General features: G+C 42.5%; 20 protein-coding genes and 2 pseudogenes. 5 read left to right on the top strand and 17 right to left on the bottom strand.

The window, feature by feature from the left end:
- Positions 1-318 precede the first annotated feature (318 nt).
- From ASL14_RS29665 to ASL14_RS29120, 8 genes and pseudogenes are all read right to left on the bottom strand, one after another.
- The gene (locus ASL14_RS29665) at positions 319-447 is read right to left on the bottom strand and encodes a DNA cytosine methyltransferase (protein WP_223264077.1); all 129 of its coding nucleotides are present in this window, start codon (positions 445-447) and stop codon (positions 319-321) included.
- A 139-nt stretch (positions 448-586) separates the two neighbouring features.
- On the bottom strand, positions 587-1,252 hold the full coding sequence (locus tag ASL14_RS28350) for a DNA cytosine methyltransferase (protein WP_223264076.1): 666 nt from the start codon (positions 1,250-1,252) through the stop codon (positions 587-589).
- Positions 1,253-1,285: 33 nt separating this feature from the next.
- Positions 1,286-2,068 (bottom strand): hypothetical protein, encoded by a 783-nt coding sequence (locus ASL14_RS21030; protein WP_134913321.1) that lies wholly within the window; start codon positions 2,066-2,068, stop codon positions 1,286-1,288.
- A 64-nt stretch (positions 2,069-2,132) separates the two neighbouring features.
- Positions 2,133-2,648 (bottom strand): OLD family protein, encoded by a 516-nt coding sequence (locus ASL14_RS21025; RefSeq protein WP_189338193.1) that lies wholly within the window; start codon positions 2,646-2,648, stop codon positions 2,133-2,135.
- 8 nt (positions 2,649-2,656) lie between these two features.
- Positions 2,657-3,082, bottom strand: a complete 426-nt coding sequence (locus ASL14_RS21020; RefSeq protein ID WP_134913319.1) for an AAA family ATPase — start codon at positions 3,080-3,082, stop codon at positions 2,657-2,659.
- A 666-nt stretch (positions 3,083-3,748) separates the two neighbouring features.
- Complete coding sequence (locus tag ASL14_RS21015) at positions 3,749-4,288, bottom strand: CueP family metal-binding protein (protein ID WP_134913318.1); 540 nt, start codon at positions 4,286-4,288, stop codon at positions 3,749-3,751.
- 147 nt (positions 4,289-4,435) lie between these two features.
- Positions 4,436-4,981: a GNAT family N-acetyltransferase gene (locus ASL14_RS21010; protein WP_134913317.1), complete on the bottom strand. Its 546-nt coding sequence runs from the start codon at positions 4,979-4,981 to the stop codon at positions 4,436-4,438.
- Positions 4,982-5,047: 66 nt separating this feature from the next.
- A pseudogene (locus ASL14_RS29120) lies at positions 5,048-5,206 on the bottom strand (winged helix-turn-helix transcriptional regulator); the annotation flags it as partial.
- 466 nt (positions 5,207-5,672) lie between these two features.
- Here ASL14_RS29120 and ASL14_RS20995 point away from each other — a divergent pair.
- Positions 5,673-6,059: a hypothetical protein gene (locus ASL14_RS20995; protein WP_134913316.1), complete on the top strand. Its 387-nt coding sequence runs from the start codon at positions 5,673-5,675 to the stop codon at positions 6,057-6,059.
- Between the two features lie 31 nt (positions 6,060-6,090).
- A complete protein-coding gene (locus ASL14_RS20990) occupies positions 6,091-6,660 on the top strand; it encodes a DUF1697 domain-containing protein (RefSeq protein WP_134913315.1) in 570 nt (189 codons plus the stop codon).
- Between the two features lie 199 nt (positions 6,661-6,859).
- Here the strand turns inward: ASL14_RS20990 and ASL14_RS20985 are convergent, their stop codons facing one another.
- Positions 6,860-8,605, bottom strand: coding sequence for a methyl-accepting chemotaxis protein (locus ASL14_RS20985; RefSeq protein ID WP_134913314.1), 1,746 nt, complete (start codon positions 8,603-8,605; stop codon positions 6,860-6,862).
- Between the two features lie 326 nt (positions 8,606-8,931).
- Here ASL14_RS20985 and ASL14_RS20980 point away from each other — a divergent pair, with 326 nt between their 5' ends.
- Positions 8,932-9,510 (top strand): RBBP9/YdeN family alpha/beta hydrolase, encoded by a 579-nt coding sequence (locus tag ASL14_RS20980; RefSeq protein WP_134913313.1) that lies wholly within the window; start codon positions 8,932-8,934, stop codon positions 9,508-9,510.
- Between the two features lie 104 nt (positions 9,511-9,614).
- Here ASL14_RS20980 and ASL14_RS20975 read toward each other — a convergent pair whose 3' ends face one another.
- The gene (locus ASL14_RS20975) at positions 9,615-12,008 is read right to left on the bottom strand and encodes a polyprenyl synthetase family protein (protein WP_134913312.1); all 2,394 of its coding nucleotides are present in this window, start codon (positions 12,006-12,008) and stop codon (positions 9,615-9,617) included.
- Between the two features lie 275 nt (positions 12,009-12,283).
- On the opposite strand from ASL14_RS20975, the pseudogene ASL14_RS29660 reads away from it, so the two are divergent.
- Together ASL14_RS29660 and ASL14_RS20965 are read left to right on the top strand one after the other, a co-directional pair.
- Positions 12,284-12,517: pseudogene (locus ASL14_RS29660) on the top strand (GyrI-like domain-containing protein); the annotation flags it as partial.
- 219 nt (positions 12,518-12,736) lie between these two features.
- On the top strand, positions 12,737-14,461 hold the full coding sequence (locus ASL14_RS20965) for an ABC transporter substrate-binding protein (protein ID WP_223264075.1): 1,725 nt from the start codon (positions 12,737-12,739) through the stop codon (positions 14,459-14,461).
- A gap of 88 nt (positions 14,462-14,549) precedes the next feature.
- Here ASL14_RS20965 and ASL14_RS20960 read toward each other — a convergent pair whose 3' ends face one another.
- From ASL14_RS20960 to ASL14_RS20930, 7 genes are all read right to left on the bottom strand, one after another.
- The gene (locus tag ASL14_RS20960; RefSeq protein WP_134914599.1) at positions 14,550-15,089 is read right to left on the bottom strand and encodes an SMI1/KNR4 family protein; all 540 of its coding nucleotides are present in this window, start codon (positions 15,087-15,089) and stop codon (positions 14,550-14,552) included.
- A gap of 366 nt (positions 15,090-15,455) precedes the next feature.
- Positions 15,456-16,463, bottom strand: a complete 1,008-nt coding sequence (locus ASL14_RS20955; RefSeq protein WP_134913310.1) for a phosphotransferase — start codon at positions 16,461-16,463, stop codon at positions 15,456-15,458.
- Between the two features lie 168 nt (positions 16,464-16,631).
- On the bottom strand, positions 16,632-17,630 hold the full coding sequence (locus ASL14_RS20950; RefSeq protein ID WP_134913309.1) for an AraC family transcriptional regulator: 999 nt from the start codon (positions 17,628-17,630) through the stop codon (positions 16,632-16,634).
- An 86-nt stretch (positions 17,631-17,716) separates the two neighbouring features.
- Complete coding sequence (locus ASL14_RS20945) at positions 17,717-18,913, bottom strand: MFS transporter (protein ID WP_134913308.1); 1,197 nt, start codon at positions 18,911-18,913, stop codon at positions 17,717-17,719.
- 28 nt (positions 18,914-18,941) lie between these two features.
- Positions 18,942-21,719: an alpha-L-rhamnosidase gene (locus ASL14_RS20940; protein ID WP_134913307.1), complete on the bottom strand. Its 2,778-nt coding sequence runs from the start codon at positions 21,717-21,719 to the stop codon at positions 18,942-18,944.
- Positions 21,720-21,987: 268 nt separating this feature from the next.
- Positions 21,988-22,989 (bottom strand): ABC transporter ATP-binding protein, encoded by a 1,002-nt coding sequence (locus ASL14_RS20935; protein ID WP_134913306.1) that lies wholly within the window; start codon positions 22,987-22,989, stop codon positions 21,988-21,990.
- A complete protein-coding gene (locus tag ASL14_RS20930) occupies positions 22,973-23,962 on the bottom strand; it encodes an ABC transporter ATP-binding protein (protein ID WP_134913305.1) in 990 nt (329 codons plus the stop codon). Before ASL14_RS20930 ends, ASL14_RS20935 begins: the two co-directional genes overlap by 17 nt.
- Positions 23,963-23,969 lie beyond the last annotated feature (7 nt).

Here is a 23,969-nt window from a genome sequence, read left to right as displayed (position 1 = left end):
ATATGTGGTGCTTTTTTACTCACTAAGAATGTGAGACTCTACATACAAACATATCTCAATTTCTTAATGACGGGCTGTGATTTCGTCTGTTCACTTGTCTACCTTGACCCTAAATCCTTTATGTTTCTTAACCATTTAATTTCCAAATCAACATAAATTGAACAAATCAGTATTAATTGGAATTAGGCAATAAAATTTATCCCTATGATCTTCATATATTCTGCCTATACTTTATAGCATCAGTAGTGAGCAAGCTCTTTAAATAAGATGCTTGTATCTCGGAAAATTTAGGTGGGAAAGAATTGCCTATCATTTGAGCTAATTCTCCTTTGAAATATCCGAAGGAAACTTATAGTCACTTGGAAATGTTTGAAGTAGTGCAGCTTCGCGTGCTGTAATAGCCCTATCTTCTATAGGATGTAAAAACCTTCCTTTAGATGGATTCAAACACCCACCAGTTATTGTTGAAGAGACTTTGTCCCAACTTAGACGCCCGTATATATCTGAGAATCCAACCCCTTCTTTTTATGGCACTCTAACCAATATTCTTTAGGAAGATCTTTTCTACTCCCACCATTTTTAGGAATCAAAGAAATAATTTTTTTACTTTTTCACTATGCCTTGATAATATTCTATGCATCGGATCGTTGCTTTCCTCCACAGGAGGAAGATTATATATATAATCTTTCACTGTAGTTCGTTTGTACGCTGTATCTGAAGGAATTGATACTTCTCCCACTAAGGAACCTAGAAGTACTAACCTTTTCCTACGTTGAGGAACTCCATAATCCTCTACGTTAATCACCCGATAATCGAGGTAATACCCTAGTTCAATTAAGCGATCGACTGTTACTTTGAAATAATGATAATGTATGATACCCGGAACATTTTCCATAATAATAAAATTAGGTTTAATCCCTTCTATTATTCTCAAAAATTCAAGGATTAGTGTGTTTCTTTCATCTTCTACAATGTTTCCTCTGTTCCTAGTACGTACACTAGAAAACCCTTGACAAGGTGGACACCCAGCAACTAAATTTATCTTTTTCTCCGAAACAAAGTTCGAAATATCTTCTACATCTATATTACGGATATCGTCTTCTATAAGAGTAGTTTCCGGATGATTCATTTTGTAAGCTTTAGCCGCATTTCCATTAATTTCGACCGCCGCTACTACATTTACCCCTGCTTGCTTTAGCCCTTGAGTTAACCCACCACAACCAGCAAACAAATCTATTGCAGTTATCTCCATTTCAAAATCACCTCAACATGAGTTCCAAATCATTTACAATCCCCATAAACTCCAATAGAATTTTTTAATTTCCAACTGACAATCATCGTCTTTTTCAATCCAATTCTTTATGAGTATATCTTGTATAGCACGTATGGATCCAGGATCAGAATTCCCTATAAATGCCAAAGCTGTTTTAGAGATTTTAAGTTTGTAATTCGGCTCATTTAATACATCTATTAAATATACAGATTCTTGAAGTAGCTTACCTACAAGACTATCATCCCAAATAATTTCTTCGGGTGTTTCTTTAGGTAGAAACCTAACGCAGCGCTTATAGAAGGTAATATACTTTTGTTGTGCTTCGATAATTTGGTCGTCTCTGCTTTTCCCATTACCTCCGTCTTTGGCAAAATCAATATCTTGGCGCGTAAAGTTTTTTATTTCTTGTTTTAGATAATCTTTATTGTTAAGATCTTTCGCTGGTAACGAATCCAAATCTAAAATGGGCCAAGCATAATGTTGATCCCCATCAAATAATACAAAATTTTTGTTGTTGTTCTCTTGAGAATAGTGCAATATATAATTTTGTTTCATATATGAGGCTCCACCTGGAGCAAAAAAAACATGAAAGTTATCAAAGCGATCTGAATTATTTTGTATTACACTAATTACTAACCTTCGAGCAAGTTCATCCTCTACATGTATTTTAGCATTATCATATTTTGAGGAAAGTCCTAAAAATTTAAAAGCTTCACTAGGAAAGCATTCATCAAGAATATCTATTTTATTTGTGTCCGGGTTACGAATACATCTTTTAATTGCTGCTTCTGGCATCCCTTCAGCGAAGCAGGAGAATGTGTTGACATAACAACCTGATGCTTTTTAATTTTAATTTGCTCTAATAAAAAAAGTAATAAAAGTTTTGAGCTCCAGGATGTAGTGAGACTTCAGGCTCATCCAAAAGGATTAAACTATTTGGTTGAGCGTTAAGTATTTTATGCACTAATATTACAATAGCTATCTCTCCACTACCAGCATGAGCTTCTGAATAAGTAAACCCATCTTTGCTCCACACAACGGATGTGCCCCATCTTTGAAATAACTTGTGATTAATTAATTTTATGTCCACGTAATTTTCTTGTAATATTGATCTAATAGCTTGTATTTCAGGATCAGTTAAATGAATTACAGCTTTATTTTGCGGCTTCCCACGAACCTCATGAATTTCACCAGAATCAATTAGATTTTTTAACTCCACTGATTTCAATCTTAAATAGTCTTGCCTTGATTTTGATTTTAAATGGTCTATATTTCCAAAATAAAAGAATTTATCAAATGCACTTAATTCTTTTCTAAAATCAATATAAACTAACTCTTTTTCGATTGGAGCAGATCGCTGCAGACTAGTATTCATACGATACTTTACCCGGGGTCGAGAAGTCTCCCAGTATTCCATGTCATTACGATTCTTGTGATGGATTCTATGATATAAAACTGAATGTTTATTCCCTTCAAAAATATAGTCATAAAATAGCAATGCCTTTCTTGAACTTCTCCCCCAAAGTCCTCTATTGGGTCTAACTGTGAAGAAAACCAAAAGTCACCTATATTGTATCCTTTAGGAGAACCGTATAAGGCATGAAGTACAGAGCTTTTTCCTGATCCATTTTTTCCGGCTAAAATGGTTAGAGGAAATTGAAAATTGATTTCGGAATGAAATGTAAAGTATTTAAAAAAAGGAAAAACTATTCTATTAATATAATTATTAAATATACCGTCCTTTTTTTTCATCTTAAGAATATCGGCTATCGTTTTTTCAAATCTTTCATTAATTTCTTCTTGTCTCAAAATTAGTCCTCACTTCGAATATATTTCCCTTATCTTCACCAATCACTTCTAAGCAACTCTGTCGTTTTCTCCGATCATATTGTTTTTCGTAACCCCTGTTAACCTAATTATATTACAAAATTCTACATCAAAGATATTATTATTTATGAAATGCTTTCGATTATGCCCACAAAGATGATGCTAGTCATCAGGAAAGCAACCTTGGGTGGCCGGGTATAAAACTTGGGTGTCAGAAATGAGCAGAGCACACGGATATTTGGGTGAATTAGATGCTACACTCTCCGGCAACGGGGACGAACACTTTCCCTATTCAGATTGAGAGACAAGGTGAAGCCTATGTACAAGTTAGACTCAAGTGTTCGGAAAGCAATAATTAAATTCTTGATTGCCAGCCGGTACCTTCGGATAAAAGACAGGGGGCGGAATTGCTCATGAATGGATAATTCCTTTTTTTACATAAATACATATATGGATACTTAATCTTGCTGGCAAGTGGTAGGCAATTAGCAATATGAATGCTGTAAGGGGTGGGGACTAATACCAGGCCAGTGCCAACATCTGCGCAGGCCTGATATTGTTATATTTTCCGAATGTTAAAAGCTTTGTAGGCATTCCCATTCCCTTTCCTGCACACAGGAATCCGGATATAGATTTGAATTCACTGCGTTAACCCAATTGCATCGTGGTAATACAGGTATCGTCGTTTTCAAACGTGGAGATTTTGGATTTTGCAGTTTTCCCCTCACGCTCCACCGTAACGCTATAGGTTTTGTCACGCGGCAGCCATAGATCAATAAATCCATTGGGCTGGGATTTTATTGAGGTTTTATTCATGACTGAATTTCCATCAGAATCGTGGATCGTTACACTGAACTCTTCATCCTTCATTTCGCCTTGACAACCGGTCAGGCTATGGGTTGCACAAGGGTGGGTCTGTTCCATATATGGAGCTATCGAAAGGAAAAACTCGTTATCAGGCAGAGCGTAGGTCTTTGTTGTGGTACCATCCTCCGATACGCTCAACTGACTGGAAGTGATGGAAGCGGACTGGGCCGTTGCCTTTCTTGTACTGAAATCATGCACCAATTGCTTGATATTTGACGCTCCTTGGGTGTCGGCTTCTTCTCGCTGGGCATTTCCTGCAATCAGATATGTCCCTATGGCAACCGCAACTAACCCCGTAGCTATCAAGGTTATTTTTTTCATCTTGAGTTCATCTCCTTGTCCCTTTTTTTACTATTATAAACGAGTGCACATCAGGATGGCAGGATGGACTCTTTATGTCACCATATGCTCACATTCATCTGCTATACAGGTCAAGAATTGAGCAACAGACGGTTTTCACTCCATTTCTTATAAAAAATCCTGCACTTCACATAGCCACACCATGTGATCTCCATCCTTGCCCCAATAATCCTTCGCAATGGTGTAGGGTGCGCCAAATTTCCGTAGCCATTTGGTCTGGGCTATTTTGAAGCCGCTATCCAGGCAAAAATGCGTAACTTCCATTTCCTTCAGCCTGGTCATCAAAGCCCGAATTAGCGTCGAGCCTACTCCTTGTCCTTGGTAACCGGGCAGCACATATAAACTTCCCAATGTCCCCACATGTCGGAGTTCATCGTTGGTACATTTCCTGATAGCTTCTCCGCAAGGGCCATAAGAGATCGTTCCAACGACGTTATGGTTATGTTTGGCCATCAGGAAGAACAAGTCTGAATTCAAAGCTGACAAAGATGTACGCAGCAACCGCTTTTTGTGCTCAATCTCCTGCTGCATGTCGTCGATTAAGGCTTCCAGACCCTCCTGTTCAAATGCCACAGATATGGAACTTTCAAAAACGAGATCCGCCGCCTCCAGATCCGAAGGAGCAGCAAGTTGAATACTGAACTGTTTTTTCATGATGTCAAAACTCCTGGTCATTAGTCTTTTTTTGCATTTGGCCTGATGTAGTGTCGCCTCGAAAACAGAACTAAAAGATTCTCCATACTCTGTTATCTTATAACACACCTTTGGCGGTATTTCAGGATATACTGTTCGTTCAATAAGTCCGTCAGTAACTAAACAGTTGGAAGGACTGGTAGTTTCATCAGTATCAGATGGGAGATTAACTGTTCTGTTGGAGATTGATACTCATTCACACAGTCGAGAAGAACCTGTAAAATCCAATTCAAATAAAAGATGATGAAGAAAAAACACCCTGTCCTGGGCAATCTCAAATCCATAGGATTCATCTCTTAGATGCGAAACTTGATGTTGATAATAAGATATCGAAAACATTAAAAGCTAATGATAGCAGTCTAATCAGACGCTCGGCGTCAGCTTCATTTAGAAAATCATGGTCTATTGGCGCGAATGATGGCCCATTAAATAAATCATGCCAGCGCACCAGCAAAATATCATCTTTATCGTTTATATTCATGGTTAATATTCTTAGATTCTGCTCTTGATCAGGATAGGAATAAAAAAAATATTCATGATTTAAATCAGAAATGCGTTCGTTATTATGATATCTTAGAAACGGATAATATGTAGGGGGGTTCTGAAAAAAGGCGTATTTAAGTCTCCTGCAAGCAGAGAGAAATGAACACACATGAAACAATTAGGCGAAGCTCTGGCCCGTTTTGTACAACAACAAAACTTGTATAATGAAGTCTACGGGCTGTTCCACGACCACGACATCCGACCCCGAACGGAGAAATTAATAGATTGCTGGGACAGTCGGATTCCTGTATCCCTTGAGCTTGAGTATCTATATAGCTATTATGAGATGATTGATGCCAATGCAGCGGGAACACATAAATTGAAAAATACGGCCGTTGAAATCGGGGATGCTCGTACCTTTAAGGGAGAGCTAAAAGACGAAGACACATACGAAACCAAAAATGAATTTATCGAGCACGTAGAACCGTTGTTGCATCATTTGCTTGGCGAAAATCAAACCGCTTATTTATTCGAATACCTATCCCTTTGTGAATAAAATCCTTTTGTACAAGAGAGGTGGGCCTTATATGATTTATATTGCATTGCTGCGGGGCATTAATGTGGGTGGCAACAACAAGATTAATATGAAAAAACTCAAGGAAACGTTTGAGAAGGCAGGCATGAGCCATGTGACGACTTACATCAACTCCGGAAACATCATTTTTTCCAGTGAAGTTCAATCCAACGAGGAGCTGTCGCTCCAACTGGAGCAGGCGATTCTGGAGGATTTTAGCTTGCCTATCCGGGTCATCGTCCGCAATATGAGGGAAATACAAACTATTATGGAGGCATTGCCGGAGGAATGGTCTAATGATACACAGATGAAAAGTGATATATTTTTTCTGTGGGATGAAATTAACGATATCTCCGTTCTGGAGAAGCTCCCTTTGAAGCCAGGAATAGGCAATATAATGTATACGCCTGGGGCCATTCTGTTTTCTGTCAGCAGAGAATATGTCACAAAAAGCGGGATGACGAAACTGGTCGGCTCCAGTCTATACCAGCATATGACGGTGCGGAATGTGAACACGACCCGGCAGATATATAAGCTGATGCAAATGGCTAAACAGGAAGAGTTACGTGCATTAGACTCCTGATTGGAAGCCTCCTTCCTAAGCATTTTGTTTTCGTTTAGTAGACAAATCCGAGAGCTACCGTAGAGGATAAAAATCAAAAAGGGAGCATTCTTGCGGCTCCCCAACTGCAATTCTTGGATGTATTGTTCCCTCTAGACTCTGGCTATCGAGCTGATGAAGTCAACCCTCATATGGAATACCACTCATCGGACTAGCTTCGTCAAATTGTAAAACCGTCGACCAGTTCATTCAATCGGGCAGCGCTTTCCTTCACCTGATCAGACTGTTGTGCCACTTCAAGAGACTTTTCCGTCGATGAAACCATGTTCTCAGCAATGTGCTGGGTAGATACGGCGGACTGTTCGCTGGCTGTTGCAATCTCATGGATAGCTCTCACCATGGTTTGGATCGTTGCATTCACCTGCTTAGAGGTGGCGTTCAAATCATTAACTGTATTCGTATGCTCAACTACATCATTGTAATATTGTGCTGCCGTATCCTCAAGCAGCTGATAATCCTTGCTCACCTTGGCATGCAGGAAATCCAGTAATTCCTCGGCATTAGTCGTTAGATTGGCTACAGATTGTACAACCTCTTGAGTAACACTCTGAATTTGGTCTACCGCCTGTTTGGACCCATCTGCCAACTTGCGAATCTCGTTAGCCACAACCGCAAATCCCCGACCTGACTCACCGGCACGAGCCGCTTCGATGGATGCATTTAGAGCCAGCAAATTGGTTTGCGCCGTAATTTCCAGAATAGACTGGGAGAGTATGCGAATTTGGTCTACCGCCTTGGCTTGTTCTAGCGCTTCCGTCATCTTTTCACTGGTCTTCCGGTAAATCTCTTTGGATGCTTTATTGGACTCAATAGCTTCATGCTTCAACGCTTCGGCCTTTAGACTTGTATCATAGGCAGACTGGGCTCTTTCTTGAGTCTTGACCGAAATGTACTCTGCCGCCCGCTGCATTTCATCCGCAGAATGATTCATGTTTTCTGTATATGCCGAAGTCTCCTCCATCGCTGCGGACAGCTGTTCGACCGTAGCCGATACGTCTCTAATCCGCTCATTGAGATCTGCCATATTATGATTCGTCTGATCACTTAGCTGATTAATTTGGCGAGATTCATTGATAACCCCCGTAATAACCATTGAGGTTGAATCTGTCATTTGTTGAATGGCACGTGCAATGACAGCGATTTCGTTATTTCCCTTGAGCAGGGTCGGATCAAGTGCTGCCGTTAAATTGCCTTGGGTAATCTCTTCACAGTATTTCGTAATGGTGCTCATCCGAGAACGGATATTCCGAATGGCCGAAAAGGAGATCATACTAAGGACAGCCAGCACTAGAGTCAGAATCACGATCAAAACAATTGTGCGCATTTTTATCTCATTTTGCGTATTTTGATATAAGTTGGCGGATTGCTCATTGTTATAATCAGAAATCGTAGTCAGCATCGTAACAATTGCCGTACTGGATTTATTAATCCGGCCTCTCTCTTCCGTGTCATACGTTCCGCTATTTTTTTTGACTGCCATGATTTGCTCAATATCCTGATAATATGTGTCTATACTCCCCCGTAGTTCCTCGTACAATTTCTGTTCCTTAGCATCCAAATCCCTTTGTGAGAATTCATTTAGCCCGGTTGCAACGCTATCTTTTCCTTTCTGCACCTGCTTATACTGTTTATCTGTGTACTCCTTATTATCGAGTATTTTTGTATAATTAGCCCGCATATTATAGAAATCACTTTTGACTTCAAGTATATTCGTTTGGTGCTGAAAGCGATCCATATACAAAATACCTTGGCCCTCTTTAGCTTGATTCATCCCCAAAACCCCTACCAACGATACAATAAGCAAGCCCACCAAGCTGATCATGATCATGGAGACCATCGTTGTCGTGACCTTTAAATCTCTAAATCCTTTTACTTTTTTAGTGCTGTCTGATAGTTTTGTTCTCATCAAAACTCCTCCAGTCGTCTATGTATAATAGATCACGCTGCTCTCATAAACGCTATCCCCCAAACAATAAAAATTAAGAGATTACACCGTGATGAGATATATATCGGTAGAAAGCGCTTAATATTTTAATAATAATAACAGTGCTGCTAAAATAAAGAATATCAGTCCCGTGAAAGTGAGCTTGGGACAGACAAATGTGATTATTATTTTAGGTGCTCACGAGCTTGGAAAATTTGCTAAACTAAAATAGTAGTCTTTATACCAAAGTGGGACATATATCATCAACTAATCAAGAACAAACTCAGGATGATAGGAGAGAACCTATAGTGACAAACCTACAAAATCAAAAACAAGTGTATATCATCCATGGGTATACAGCTTCACCAGCCGATCATTGGTTTCCTTGGCTACAAGACAAGCTACAGGAGGATGGCGTTTCTGTAGCTATATTGGATATGCCCAATTCGCAAGCTCCCCAGCTTCATGAGTGGACCCAACATTTATTATCAAATATTGAGGTTCTACATAAGGATACCTATTTTGTTGGTCATAGCTTGGGGTGTGTTTCCATATTAAGATATTTGCAGCAAGTAAGTATCCCAGAGCAACTCAGTGGTCTTGTCTTCGTCTCCGGTTTTACCGATCCAGTGCCAACCCTGCCGTCATTAGATGAGTTTACAACTGATAAGCTGGATTATGAGCAAATCATGGATTCAGTAAAGATGCGTACAGTTATTGCTTCAAAAGATGACACGATTGTCCCCTTTGCACTCAGTAAGAAACTTGCGAATGACATCCAGGCTGATTTCCACGAAGTAGAACACGGAGGACACTTTTTAGAGCGTGACGGCTTTACTTCCTTACCCATTGCATATCAAGTTTTAATGGATATGATGAAAAGTTGAAAAGCTTTGGGCCCGAATGGATTCCGTGGAGTGAGCGTAAAAGGTAACACTTAAATTCGCAAAATACCCCATCGCTTATATTAAGCAATGGGGTACGCCCCTTTTTAACGGTCCCGGGTTACCATATAATTCATTAAATGCTTCAGAAAAGCGATGTTGCGGGGTACCTCTTTCAACGCTTCCATAGCAAGGCAGTAGTGTTCCCACATCTCTTTACCGGCACCTTCCTGACCCAGGATGGATACGAAATTCGAATTGTTGTTCTCAGAATCCTGGCCAACAGGTTTTCCGAGTAAGAGCATATCTCCTTCCACATCAAGCAAATCATCTTTAATCTGAAAAGCAATCCCCGCGTGATACGCGAATTTCTTCAAAGCAGCAATTTCCGACTCCTTGACCTGTGCAAGCATGGCTGGCATCACCAGACAAGCCTCAAATGCCACTCCGGTTTTGAAAAAGCACACCATATTTAACTGCTCCAGTGTCAATTGCTTTCCTTTGGAATCCAGATCCATCGCCTGTCCCATACACATATCTTCTGCCTTTTGGGCCGAGTATTGTATCAAAGCAAGTACGGTTTCGGCATTGAACTGGTCAAGTGACGATTGTTCCCCAATCGCCTTCTGGATCAGATACAGACCGGTTAATTCCGCCGTAGCGCTATTGTGTACCTGATGCAAGGTCTGACGCCCTCTACGGGTAGACGCATTATCCTGAGAAGGCAGATCATCGAAGATCAGGGATGCGGTATGCATATACTCCAATGATCTCACAAGAGGCACGATTGCCGATGCGTCTAGTCCATATTCGTTCACGCCCATCACCCAAGTTAATATAGGCCGTATCCGCTTCCCATCCCCTTCAAGACTGTAATTTGCAGCATCGATAAGCTGTTCCTTCATCACCGGAATCCCGTGAGGTTTGGTAATTTTCAATTGGTTATTAATCTGATGGCGGATCGTTTTGAACGTATTGAAAAAATCTTCCTTTTCCTTCGAATCGTTTTTCAGATGGGTAATCATCTGGTCCCGAAGCAGTTTATCAAAGAAATCTACATCATCCGCCTTTCGCACCATCTGCTGGATGAGACGATTGAATTCCGGATTTCCAGATGCAAAAATCTCCATCATTTCATTATACTTTTCAGTACCTACACGTTCTTTATAACGTTTGAGTCCATTCATTGCACGATCCAATATCACCTCACGGGCCATGGCATCGGAATCATATACGTTATGGATCAAATAGGAAATAACCGCCCAGTATAATTCAAAGGGATTGATAAGATCCGAACGCTGATCATGATATTTTAAATAGTAGGTATAGGGTGTTACCGCACCATCTCTCATATCGTCAACCATATCTGCAAAATCATCAGCCAACTGGTTATAGATACCATAAAAGAATGTTCGTTGCTCAAAGCCCTCATCCTCGGGAGCACCAATCACGGAACGGACAATCAATCGGGAAGAAGAAGATTTTAAAATGACAGGTATATAAAGCTCTTCATTGGTGTAATTAGCACGCGTTAGGTCCTTGACACGGTCGATATCCTGGGAATGAAAAAAGACATAGGACTGCTCGAAAAATGTTTGCTGTGTATCCGGCCGCTGATGTTCCTTAATATACTCAAAAGCATCCGAGAGCTCTGAGTGTATGTATTGAATTAACTCCATATTATTTCCGGTCCAATCGCCCAACTCAGGCACAGATCCAGTGAGAAGCGCGGCACGTATCATACAGGAATATTGTTCTTTCTCTTGAGCGGTCAAAACCTGGGAATCGAGAAGATCGTCAATGAAAGGATAGGTTAGACCATAGGAATAACCAAGCCTGATGGCTTCATCCAGTCTGCGAGCACGTTCCACAGGTGACACTTTATCGTCCATCTCTTCCATCACATGCAGAATAACTCCGATAATGATCTTAATCAGTTTACGCTGGGCTTGCTCGGCATCCATTTCCTTTGGAATATGGGAGGATACGGACCTAAGTTTGTTGATCACCCAGATTGTGGCGGTTTCTATGCCTTCCTTCTGGGCCCACCGATACAACCCGGCCAAATTCATAAATTCTGGTTGGTCTCCCCCGTTTGCACTGGTGGATTGAATCAAGTGTTTTTTGATGTCAGCAATGACACGCTGAATCCGGGTCTGTGTGTCAGGAGAATCCAGAGCTTTGCCTAGATCCCTCATATAAATATAGGAGACGCTTCGATCCAGGTAATCATCCAATTTGCCTGTATAATTCAGCCATTGAATGTATCTATGATAATCCCGAGTATCAGGTTTTCTCTTTGCCCTCGAAAAGAAGGATAGCCATGAAGAATGATGAATATGATCCCTTTTCCACATTTGAATATCTTCTGTCAGGGTAGTCACATAAGTTTTGTCTATGACCTGTGCATAAAGTGATGCAAAATACTGAACCGCCTTCTGCTCAGCCAGCTGATATCCTGTATTGGCATGATTTATAAATTCCTCATTCATACGATGCATTACCTCAACTTCTATTTTTGTTAAACATGGTTGCATTTCTTCCCTAACGGGAATGGGGCGGATCATGTTTTTATCTTTATACGGGAAAGAATCTGTAAGGTTACGAAATTATCATGCTGCTTACCGAAATACACTTATTGGCTTCATCAAGCAGATGTACCTTTACTGACTGGTCTGATACCGTTCGAATTATATAGTATAATCGATTTTAAACCGTCTGTTGACTGGCTACCTAGTTATAATATGAATGTTACGAATAGGGGGTTGCGGTAGAGGTTAGCGATTTTGCACATATTCCCGAGGGATTAGCTCGTCATACGATACCGGCTGGAAAATATGTGAAGGTCACTCATCAGGGACCTGAATCCCAAATAGATGGAGCCTATGACTCAATCCGTGATAGGGGGATCAGCGCTTCTCGCTCTTTTGATTTCGAGTATTGGACTGATATTCATTCTCTGGAACAAAAGGACAGCACGATAGATATTTATATGCCTTGGGAAGCTTAGTCGATGTAACAAGAGCAGAATGTACTGCTACGCATGTGTTAATTTATATTATTTCGAGGTGTTTTTATGGAGTGGCTGGAAACGATCAGATTATGGAACCAAACGCCGGTTAAGGTGCTGGACATTCGTCATTTTACGATGAAGCCTGGAGAGAGATTGAGTTCCTATTCCCTGCCTTCAAGCGGATTTCTATTCGCCAATCAAGGAGAAGCCAGATTAATGCTTGATGAAATCGAAACCTCAGCAGCCAAGTTTCAGGTTCTCCACGGCGGAAAAGGAGCAAGTCTGAATATCTGGTGCTTAAACCAGCCGTTTGAATACTACCTCATTTTATACAAACCCGTTCAAGAACAAGCGGGTCAAAGTCCGTTCGAACGAAAAGATCGGATGGCTCTATTTAGACAAAACTATGCGTTTCAGGCCCTCTATCCGCTCCCCCTGATATCGCTTGTCGAACAAATGAATCACCAGTGGTCTAATAGAAATGAACTGGACAAACTGCAAGTGAATGGATTGTTCTATCAATTCGTGCATGAACACTTTCGTCAATTACAGATGAAGGAGATCAAAATATCCAAGCCGGATCTGGCTACACAAATAGCCCAATATATTCAAGAGCGTTTTCAAAAACCAATCGCTATGGAGACGATGGCTAAACAATTTCATTACAGTACCCACTACCTCGTAAAGGTTTTTAAGCGCAAATATGGATGCAGCCCTATCGAGTATGTCGTTCAAACCCGCATCAACAGGGCCAAATCCTTGTTAGCTGAAACAGATGCTTCCATTCGGGAAGTTGCCGAAAACGTTGGTTATACCAATTTTTATTATTTTAGTAGACTTTTCAAAAAGCAAACCGGCGAAACCCCAACACAATTTAAAATGCATAGCCTTGTTATAAAAAGTTCAACGAATACAAATTTTACACTCAAATCATTCATTGCTCCCGGATCAGGACAACGTTATATTGGTAACAATGATAATCATTATCAACATGACGCTTGGAGAGTGGACGATATGAATGTTAGTTTTAAGCCTGCTTTTGCTGTTACCCTTTTGTTCAGCTTAACATTGCTGCTGGCAGCTTGCAGTGGTACGAGTGACGTTGCGAAGCCAGTTGAAACAAGATCGTATACCGATGCACTTGGACGGCAAACGGAAATTCCTGTTCAACCCAAAAGGGCTGTTGTTATTACATACGGCGGTTATTTGCTTCCATTAGGCTTAAAACCGGTAGGTGTCAATCAGGAGATACTCGATCTTTATCCTGAGAAGATGGCTGATGTCGCTAGCATAGGCAAAGGAACAGGTAATGTCGAGGCCATTTCCGCATTGGAGCCGGATGTGATTATACTGTCGGATTTTCACGACAAAGCAACCTTTGAGCAGTACCAAAAAATCGCCCCAACTATTGCAGTAGCATGGGGTGGCGATCCAGACGTGGTGAATACACTACGGACGTTTGGCGACATTATGAACCGGAAAACAGAAGCAGAATCCTGGATTGCTAAGTTCGAGAAAAAATTGCAGGGCATTCGGGAACAAACTCACATCCCCATTAAAGCAGATACTACAGCAATCTCTTTCATTATTCACAAGGGAGAGGTACTGCTTGGAGGTGAGGGCGGTACGCTCGGAAAATTGATCTACCAAGATTTCGGTTTCCAAATGCCTAAGCAATTCAAACCATATGCCGATGGCGGAACTGCTCTTTCCATGGAAGCTCTGGTCCATCGTCCGGCTGACTATTTCTTTACTCAAATGACCGATCAAGAGTTGAAGCAAACCATGCAGCTATTCAGCGAGCCTGTGTACCAAACGATTCCCGCTGTGAAAAATAATCACATTATTAATGTTTCCCGTGATAAATGGAACAATGGCCCCTACCTGGTGGATGAGGCGGTCGATTCGTTGATTGAACAAATATCTCAAATTCAGCCATAGGGACATACGGCACCTTCATTGACGTTTTTCAGGGGTAAAATGATTAAAAATAGCGAGAAGCCCAAAAAAATCGGCATCTCGCTATTTGCTATTCATAAAGTTCCCATGTTTCTGTACATAGCTCAATGAAAGAATTTGCAGCATGTCTGCAATCGTCATACCCCAAACTACCAGAATGAGAAAAAAGAACAGGATATTCGTTGTTTCTTTTTTCTTCTCTCATATCAAATAAATAATGATTTCCTCTCCCATCCATCCCAAACGACACGGCATTCGGCATATACTCCGGCAGCTCGTAAGCTAGATTCATTTCTCTCAAATCTTCGGTATCGAAAAACTGAAAATAACGTTCTCCATTTTGAAACTCCCCGCCGTTAGAGTATTTCAAAAAATGGATATAGCTGTCCGGAAATTGTCCTTGAGGCAGATGCCAGCCAACAGGATTCAGAGGTTTATATTGATCGTAATATGGAGAAGACTTCGAAAAAGGGTTCACTTGTCTTTCTTTTATTTCATAAATCTCTTGCTCCGAAAGCTTTATGTTCCATGTGTTCAGAAAACGGGATAGTTGTTCATTCGTTACACTTGGACATTTTACAAATTGATGTTCAAAATGAATATTCCAGATGATAGCCAACCTCCGATGAATCAGTGTCTCTTAACCTAAATTATAACGGATATTATACTTGTTCTCCAGACTTCAGCTATTGACCCCTTCTACTCCTCGTCCCTTGCCGGGTTGAAGCTTGCGAACACAGTTCATCAACCGTTAAAGTATGCATGTTCATTCCCCTCTCATTGTCCTAATCTCAACCTTCAATCCACATGCTGAGTCTTTAAGACCTGTGTTTGATCCAAAATCACCTACTGATTCAGCTCGTCGTATCCTCTTACAATTGCTGTGATCTCATGCTTTGGATACGTCCACTCAGGTGGTACCTTTTCTCCATATGAACGAGTGTCTGCCAATCTCCTCCTCATCTTGTGATAAAGTTCATTCATACGCCATTCCTGCGAGGATTAACTCCTCCTGAATCCAGCTACTTCTGGTAGACAGTTGCAGCAAGTCGGCAGCGATCTGCTTGATCTGCTCTTGTAACACATGTGGCTGGTCAGTTCCTTCCAGAAAGCGACTCAAGAAATGAAGAAATACATCTACCTTCCTAAGCAGCATCAATACAGGCACCGCATCAATCTCGGCATGGGAAAGATGAACTTGGCAACTGAAGCCCTGGCAAAAATCCCGAACTGCTTGCGTCTCCTCCGGTTGTCCCAAAAATCCTGATAAGATGACCGCTGGTTCCATGACCCGAACGTCTAACGTACAAAACTCAAAATCAATCAATGCAGTCACTTGGCTATGATCAGTATCCATTACTAACAAATTGGAAGCGTTCAAGTCCCCATGTACAAGCTGATGCGGCAACTCTTCCAATGTATGAAGCGAATCTGTAATCTCTTCATATACTTTTCCTATCCATCGCAGCTCGTCATGCAAAGTTTTTAGAGGCTCAGGCGGATGCAGGCAAATCTCTCGAACGATCTCCTGGTTACACAATGGGTAGGATTGCTGCAAGGCGTAATACGGTCGGTAAACTGGAGCCATATCAAGATTGAAAGTCGCAAGTACAGCAGATAATTCACCCGTAGCCTCGCCAAAGGAATAGGAAAAGCTTGAATCCTGCTCCAGTGGTGATTTGCCTTCTATGTAATCGAACAGACAGACATATTTGCCGCTTTCCTTCTCAAGCTGAGCGATTGTCTCTCCCGTCACTGTTCGAATTGGTATCGGCACCCTGAATGATAGAGAATGCATACTCAGCGCCTGCAAAACCGCATGCTCAAATTCAATTTTGTCCCTATCTCTGTGTGTATCGTAGACGCGCAGCACCCCGCTTCGCATACCATCCTTAACAAAATACGTCGTATTATTCCAACCCCCGGTTCGTTTCTGCAACGTTCCGTTCCACTCCGGCCAGTGCCGTCTTAGTATCGCTTCCAAGGATGCATCCTCCCTCTTGCCGGAAATAAAGGTATCCAGCAACCTATCATTTCATTAGCCTTGTGCTTATGAATTTGCAGATATTATAACATATAGACGCCCAATAAAAATTGGACGTCTATTACATCATGTAATGGTCATAGCGTTTACATGCTCCTTTGATATCCTTCATTTCCTCAACTGCTTGTTTCGGATATTTTGCGGGGTAGCACCATAAGCCATTTTAAATTTTTTATAGAAAAAACTCATGCTGTTATATCCAACTTGCTTAAATATCATTTCGAACGGCAGGTTGGTATTCACAACCAGAGAATAAGCTGCATTGAGTTTAATGTTGGCAATAAGCTGAGTATAAGTAAGACCAGTTACTTTTTTTAACTTATTACTTAAATACGTACTATTGTAACTGAAATGATTAGATAATTGCTGCAAGCTTAAATGCTGATAATGCTCTTCCATGTAATTCAGAATAGATGTAATATTATTTTCCTGCTGGTTTAAGTGAATATTATGCTCGCTTTCCAATACACGAACCAATTCTCCAAAAACAATCTGCAAATAAGCCTTGACCAATTCCATCGAATCCTCTTGACTGGAAAAATATTCGATTAAGATTCTGCGCAATATATATTGAAGGTTTTCATTATGTTGCGACTCAAAAATAATAAAGTGATTATGGTGCTGATGCTGGAGGACAGAGTTGGCGAGAAATTCACCAATCAGACTTTTTTTCTTAGATAACCGTTGTAAGAACAGGGAAGAAATCGTTTCTCTTTGCAGCAAGATATTAATAAGGATATCGTCTTCTCCCAAAGGAGCGATGCTGTGGGGCACATCCTTATCCAGGACACACACTTGGCCTTCACAAAGCTGAATTTCTTTGCCTGCTATGATTTGATTGCACTTACCTGAATAGACATAGTTTAATTCAATAAATTCATGCATGTGCTCCAGCATCGGAGCAAATCTATTGTGCTTGCTAATATAAATATCATGTTCTCCGAAGAAAAACAAAGCGGGCATACGATACATGTTCTGATTTATATCATAGTATCGTTCGTCCTCCGCTTCTTCGGAAAGATCATTAATAACCTGGTTGTTTTGTTGTTGTAAAAGTTCAATTTCCGTTTTGATTCTCAGCAACTGGTCCAACTCATGAAGGTTCATAAACACTGGCTCCTCCTTCATTATATGATGGAAAAAAGGGCGGCTCTCCGCCCGTTAAAAAAACTACCTATACCTGATGCCTCCCATTAACTGTGAACTGCCGCCTGAACCTTACTGCCCTTTCCTCTAATAGCGATTCCCAGACAGATGAGTGCAGCAATTGTAAACACAATCGCAGAAACGAGGAAGGAAAATGAGGCGGTTTCATTTCCAAACAACATGCCAACTAACTTGATAACATAAGGCGAAGCAAACGCTCCCAAATTGGAGCCTACCATCGCAATTGAAATGGAAATCGTCTCACTGCCTTTAGGCACGATTTTAGTTAGTATGGTAAAAATATAAGGAATAAACAGCGCAAAGCTAAAGCCAATGATAAGCATGGCAACGGTAACCATGGTAACATTCTGAGCAAACCACAGCAGTACAAAACCTGTTGCTGTTAATAGACTGGAGATAAAGGGAGCGTAATTTCTAAACCATTTATAAATTTTACCAAACAAGAAGCCTGCAATCATAGTTGCCAGGGAGAACAGCGTTAACGCCGTTCCTAAAAAACCAGGATTAGGCATATTCTTTTCAGCAATCATAATACCTGTTTTGGTATACACAATCATGATAAAGGTCATAAACAGGAAAAGTGCAGCTCCTAATCCAAGTACAGGTATGGATACTCCGCCGCTCTTGTGGCCCGTTCCTGTTGAACGCTCCGCTGTAGGCTCCACACGCTCTGGTTCGGGAATGATAAAAAAGAATAACAGCGCAACAGGAATGGTGATAGCATAGCATAAAAAGGCAAACTTCCAGTCGATTAAGGCAAGCTGTCCTGCCACAAAAGTAGCTAAGCTGCTTCCGAGCCCTTGAACGGCGCTTTGAAAGCCTACTAATTGGGCACGTTCGTCCCCTTCAAAAAAATCACTAATTAAGCTGACGGCCAGCGAATTGAACATCCCGAGACCTGCACCTAATACCAGACGCAACGCGAGAATCCATGTAATGTTAGTTGTGAACATAGGTAGGATTCCGCCGATGACCACGAGCAAAAGTCCTAGCATGACTGTATTTTTTTTGCCCAATCGGGAAGAGATCGGACCACTCAACAGCACAAACAGCATCATCGTGAAGGATGGAATAGTAACTACGCTTTCAATCAAGGAACTAGAAACCCCTGATAATTGATTCAGCATCATCGGTATGATAGCCGAAATGGCACTCGCTGATGTCAGGACTAAGGAAATGGACAGCAACGCCGTTTTAAACCATACTTTGTTTTTTATATTCATCAAGTTACTCACCTCTAGTCTATGTTATTTAGCCTCTGGTTGCATGGGCAGGAACTTGGGTAGTCTGGCAGTATCTGTACTGGAAGACATACTGCCCTGAACCGACCGTAAACGTAATTTCATGATCTTCGCTCCTTTGGAAAATCGCCTGCTCCCCCGTAATCCCCATTCTCCCAGCCAGCTCCTGTGGTATATAAACAGGCGGATTCTGAATCGACGGATATTGCATGGCAATGGTCTGCTGTAATGCATCCGGCTCCATAACTCCCGGAAGTGTAATCTCAGCCGTCGTATTATGCGGAACGCGAACCGTCATCTGCATTTCTTCATTCACGATTTCCCAATGGACTTCCAGCGCACCATATGGCGTTTCCAGTTCCCCGTGGGCCGAAGTAAGATTAGCAGGCGGTTTAGGAGCTAATCGTGATTTTTTATAACCCGCTTCAAGCACATCGATTCCGGCAATATTTTGGTACATAAAGTCTCCAACTGAACCGTATGAATAGTGATTGAACGAGTTCATATCCGTACTCCAGAACGAGCCGTCCACTTTGATGCTGTCCCAATGCTCCCACATGGTCGTTGCCCCCCGTTCAACCTGATAGAGCCATGAAGGATAATCATTTTGAAATAAAATCTTATAAGCTACATCCGTATAGCCATTGTCGGACAAAACCAGACATAGATAGGGTGTGCCCACAAAGCCGGTATCCAGATGCATATCATTTTTTTCTATGAGCCGTACAAGCTCCTGGATCACTTGCGTTTTATACTTGTCCGGCACCAATCCAAAGTGCAGAGCAACAATCTGTGCAGTCTGGGTATTGGAGGTCAGTTGGCCAGCGTCATCGAAGTAGCGGTTCGCAAAAGCGGTTTTAATCCCCTCATGTAAGCTTTTATATGTGTTGTAATCGGTATAACGATTAAGCAGTCTGGCCGTCTGCGCCAAAATATGAGTCGAATACGCAAAGTAAGCAGTTGCGACCAGTGTTCCGTCGGTCGCCCCAAAATAGCTTCCTTCCTCGCTATCCAGCGCCAGCCAGTCTCCCAGCTGCAAACCGGTATCCCAAAGACATTCTTCGTTCCCCTGGGCACGGATGTAATCCACCCATGCTTTCATACTGTCATACTGCTGAGCTAAAATTTGCTTATCCCCATAGCATTGATATAGGGTCCACGGACATATAACCGCCGCGTCTCCCCATGCTGCTGTCGTTTTGTCCATATTATCCGCAAAGGTTCCTTTGAGGACATCCGGCACTACAAAAGGCACTGCCCCATTCTCCAGCTGGTTATAAGCCAAATCCTTCAGCCACTTTCGGAAAAAGGAAACCGCATTCATATTGAAGCTGGCCGTTCTGGCAAAAATCTGTGCATCACCGGTCCAGCCTAATCGCTCATCGCGCTGCGGGCAATCAGTTGGAACATCCAGGAAATTCCCCTTTTGTCCCCACATAATATTGTGCTGTAATTGATTGAGCTTCGGATCGGATGTCTCAAACACCCCGATATTCTCCATATCCGAATGCAGAACAACGCCCGTAAAATCTTCAATTGTAACGCCATCCGGAAAGCCCTCAAGCTTCACATATTGAAAGCCTTGAAAAGTGAAATGTGGCCGAAATATCTCCTTCCCCTTCCCACTGCAAATGTACGTAATCTGCTGTGCTGCATCACGAATGTTATCTCTGTAAAAGTTCCCTTGCTGATCCAGCACTTCACCATGAACCAGCTTCAAAACCGTACCTTCAGGGGCTTCAACTTTAAATTCCAGCCAGCCTACCATATTTTGGCCCAAGTTAAGCACAAGCTCACCTTTGGGGGTTCGAATGAGCTCAACAGGCTTCAATCGGTTCATCACACGGACAGGCTCATTCTCCTGAGCAACCAGATGACTTAATGGGAACGGGACGATCTGCATCATTTTCCGTTCGGTTAAAGAGCTATGTTCGGGTGCCCGCTGCTCAAGTCTGGCATCATAGATTTCGCCGTTATAAATATCCGACATTAAAATGGCACAGTTCGTTTCTTCCCAAGAAGAATCAGAGCAAATGAGTTCAGAACGGCCATCTTCATAACTAATCTCCATTTGAAGTAGCAATGCATTCGTGTCCCCGTAGGTGTCCTTGCGCTTCTGCCAGCCCAGATAACCGCTATACCAGCCTTCTCCCACCGTTGCTGTGATTCGGTTATTTTGTTCTTGAATGGCAGAAGTCACGTCATACGCTTGCACCTGGACACGATCGTTATAATCCGTCCATCCTGGGGTAAAGTAGGCATCGCCCACTTTTTGCCCGTTTAACTCCAGTTCATATAGACCCAGGCTTGTAGCATAAATGACTGCTTTTTTCACTTTCCCCTCAACTGAAAAACACTTGGAAGTGGCAAAAGGAGCTCTTGTCTGAAACTCTTCATTTATGCTCCGCTCCTTCACCGTGATCCATTGTGCTTTCCAGTCCTGCTCATGGAGCAACCCCATCTCCCAAAAGCCGGACTCACTCCATTTCGATTCTTCTGCTTCTGTGTCACCCGCTCCTTGAGCCCACACTTTTACCCGATAATAATATCTTTGTCCTGATTCCAGTGGAGGGCCTTCATATGGAAACAGAATGGATTGATCCGAATAGGCAAAATGATTCCAGATCAGCGATTCAAAAGTGGGATTAACGGATACTTGCAATTGGAACCGTTTTTGTGAAACATACATTTTGTCAGATTCAATCTGCCAACTGAGTCGCGGTTTTAGACAACCCAATCCAATCGGATTATTTAAATGTTCGCATCTAAGCGCTTTCACTTTTAGCATTCTTATATCCTCCCTGAGGTCTTCTTTTGTGTTTCTATATTCAAATTAAAACGCTTCCATTGATTGTGCGCAATGTTGTATCCCTGCATGTTATATGCTTGATTTACAGGTGTTGAAATTCCACCCCTTATATTGAATCTTAAAATGGATCTATTAGATAAATATGTACTTTTTCAGAGCAGCACTCCTTAAAAAAGCCTGAATCCGTTTGGGGGCGGATTCAGGCTTCATTTTTACTATAAAGTATATTTATTCTTTTTCAGCTAGCTTATTCCTGTCCGGCTATCGCTTGTTCCGGTGCAGAAGTCGGGTACAAGTGGCAAGCCACCTGCCGACCCAGTGCCGCCTCGGCAAAGAGGGGCTGCACTTTGCTGCAAATGTCCATCGCTGCCGGACAACGGTTATGAAACGCGCAGCCGCTTGGCGGATTTTCCGGGCTCGGCACATCGCCTTTAAGCACGATCCGGTCCCGTTCCGCTTCTGGATCGGCTACAGGTACCGCAGACATCAACGCTTTTGTATACGGATGCAGCGGCTCCTTGAACATTTCTTGGGTGGGTGCGAGCTCCACCAGCTTGCCCAGGTACATCACACCAACACGGTCGCTAATAAATTTCACGACCGACAGGTCATGGGAAATGAACATATACGTCAGGTCGTATTGTTTTTGCAAGTCCTTCATCAGGTTAAGCACCTGCGCCTGAATGGACACATCGAGCGCCGAAACCGGCTCATCACAAACGATAAATTTGGGATGAAGCGCCAGTGCTCTTGCAATCCCGATCCGCTGGCGTTGACCCCCTGAAAACTCGTGCGGGTAACGATTGGCGTGATAAGGGGACAATCCAACCACTTCGAGCAGGTTTTCCACACGATCTTTGAGCTGTGTTTTGCTCAACTTTTCATGAGTGATTAGCGGTTCTTCCAGCACCTGCTGCACCGTCCATCTTGGATCAAGTGAAGCAAACGGGTCCTGAAACACCATTTGCATATCCGTTCTGAATTTGCGCAGCTGCTCGGTATTCAGCTTCCGTATATCCGTACCGTTAAATAGAATTTCTCCATCCGTCGGCTCGATCAGTCTGAGGATTGCCCGACCTGTTGTAGATTTGCCACAGCCGGATTCCCCCACAATGGCGAGAGTTTCGCCCTGCTGTACCGACAGCGTTATACCATCCACCGCTTTGACTGCTCCCACTTCTTTGGCAAAAAGTCCTTTTTTGATCGGATAGTGTTTTTTCAGGTTACGTATTTCAAGCAGTGTACTCATGATATCCCTCCTGCTGTAGCAAGCAACGGCATTTGTGCCCGGACTCCACTTCTTTAAGCACCGGTGCCTCCTCACGACAAATTTCCTTGGCAAACTGACAGCGTGGTGCAAAGCGGCAGCCTGCCGGCATGTCCAGCGGATTTGGAACCTGACCCGGAATTGAAGCCAGTCGATCCTGCTCACTGTTCAACTGCGGCAATGAAGCCAGCAAGCTTTGCGTATAAGGATGTTTTGGATCTTTAAAAAGTGTTTTGACATCCGTCTCTTCCACCACCTGCCCAGCGTACATAATAACTACCCGATCACACATTTCGGCTACAACGCCGAGATCATGGGTAATCATCAGAATGGAAGTTCCTTCGGACTTTTGCAGGTCACGCATCAAATCAAGGATTTGCGCCTGAATGGTCACGTCAAGTGCCGTTGTCGGCTCATCGGCGATTAGCAGCTTCGGGTTGCAGACCATTGCCATCGCAATCATAACCCGCTGGCGCATACCACCCGAGAGCTCATGCGGATAAGCAACGGCTACTTTTTCCGGGCGCGGGATGCCAACTTTAATCAGCATTTCCACTGCCATGTCCTTGGCTTTATGTTTACTTACACCGTGATGATATCGGGCAGATTCAGCAATTTGTTTGCCGATTTTGAACACAGGATTCAGCGAGGTCATAGGCTCCTGAAAAATCATAGCGATCTCATTACCTCGAATTGAACGCATTTTCCGCTCTGAGTAATCCAGCATGTTTTCGCCGTTAAACCGCACTTCACCAGCAGCTACTTTCCCAAGCCCTTTGGGGAGAAGTTGCATAATGGAAAGGGAAGTGATGCTTTTGCCACACCCGGATTCCCCAACAATCCCGAGTGTTTCCCCTTTGCCAACCGACAGATCGACGCCGTCCACTGCCCGGATGGTACCCGCCGCAGTCTTAAACTCTGTGCGGAGATTGGTTACTTCAAGCAATTGTGCCATGTCCTCT

Origin of the sequence: Paenibacillus sp. IHB B 3084, assembly GCF_001447315.1 — a bacterium.
Lineage (GTDB): Bacteria > Bacillota > Bacilli > Paenibacillales > Paenibacillaceae > Paenibacillus.
Note: the sequence above shows the minus strand (reverse complement) of the source record. Positions and strands in the feature narration are given on the sequence as shown.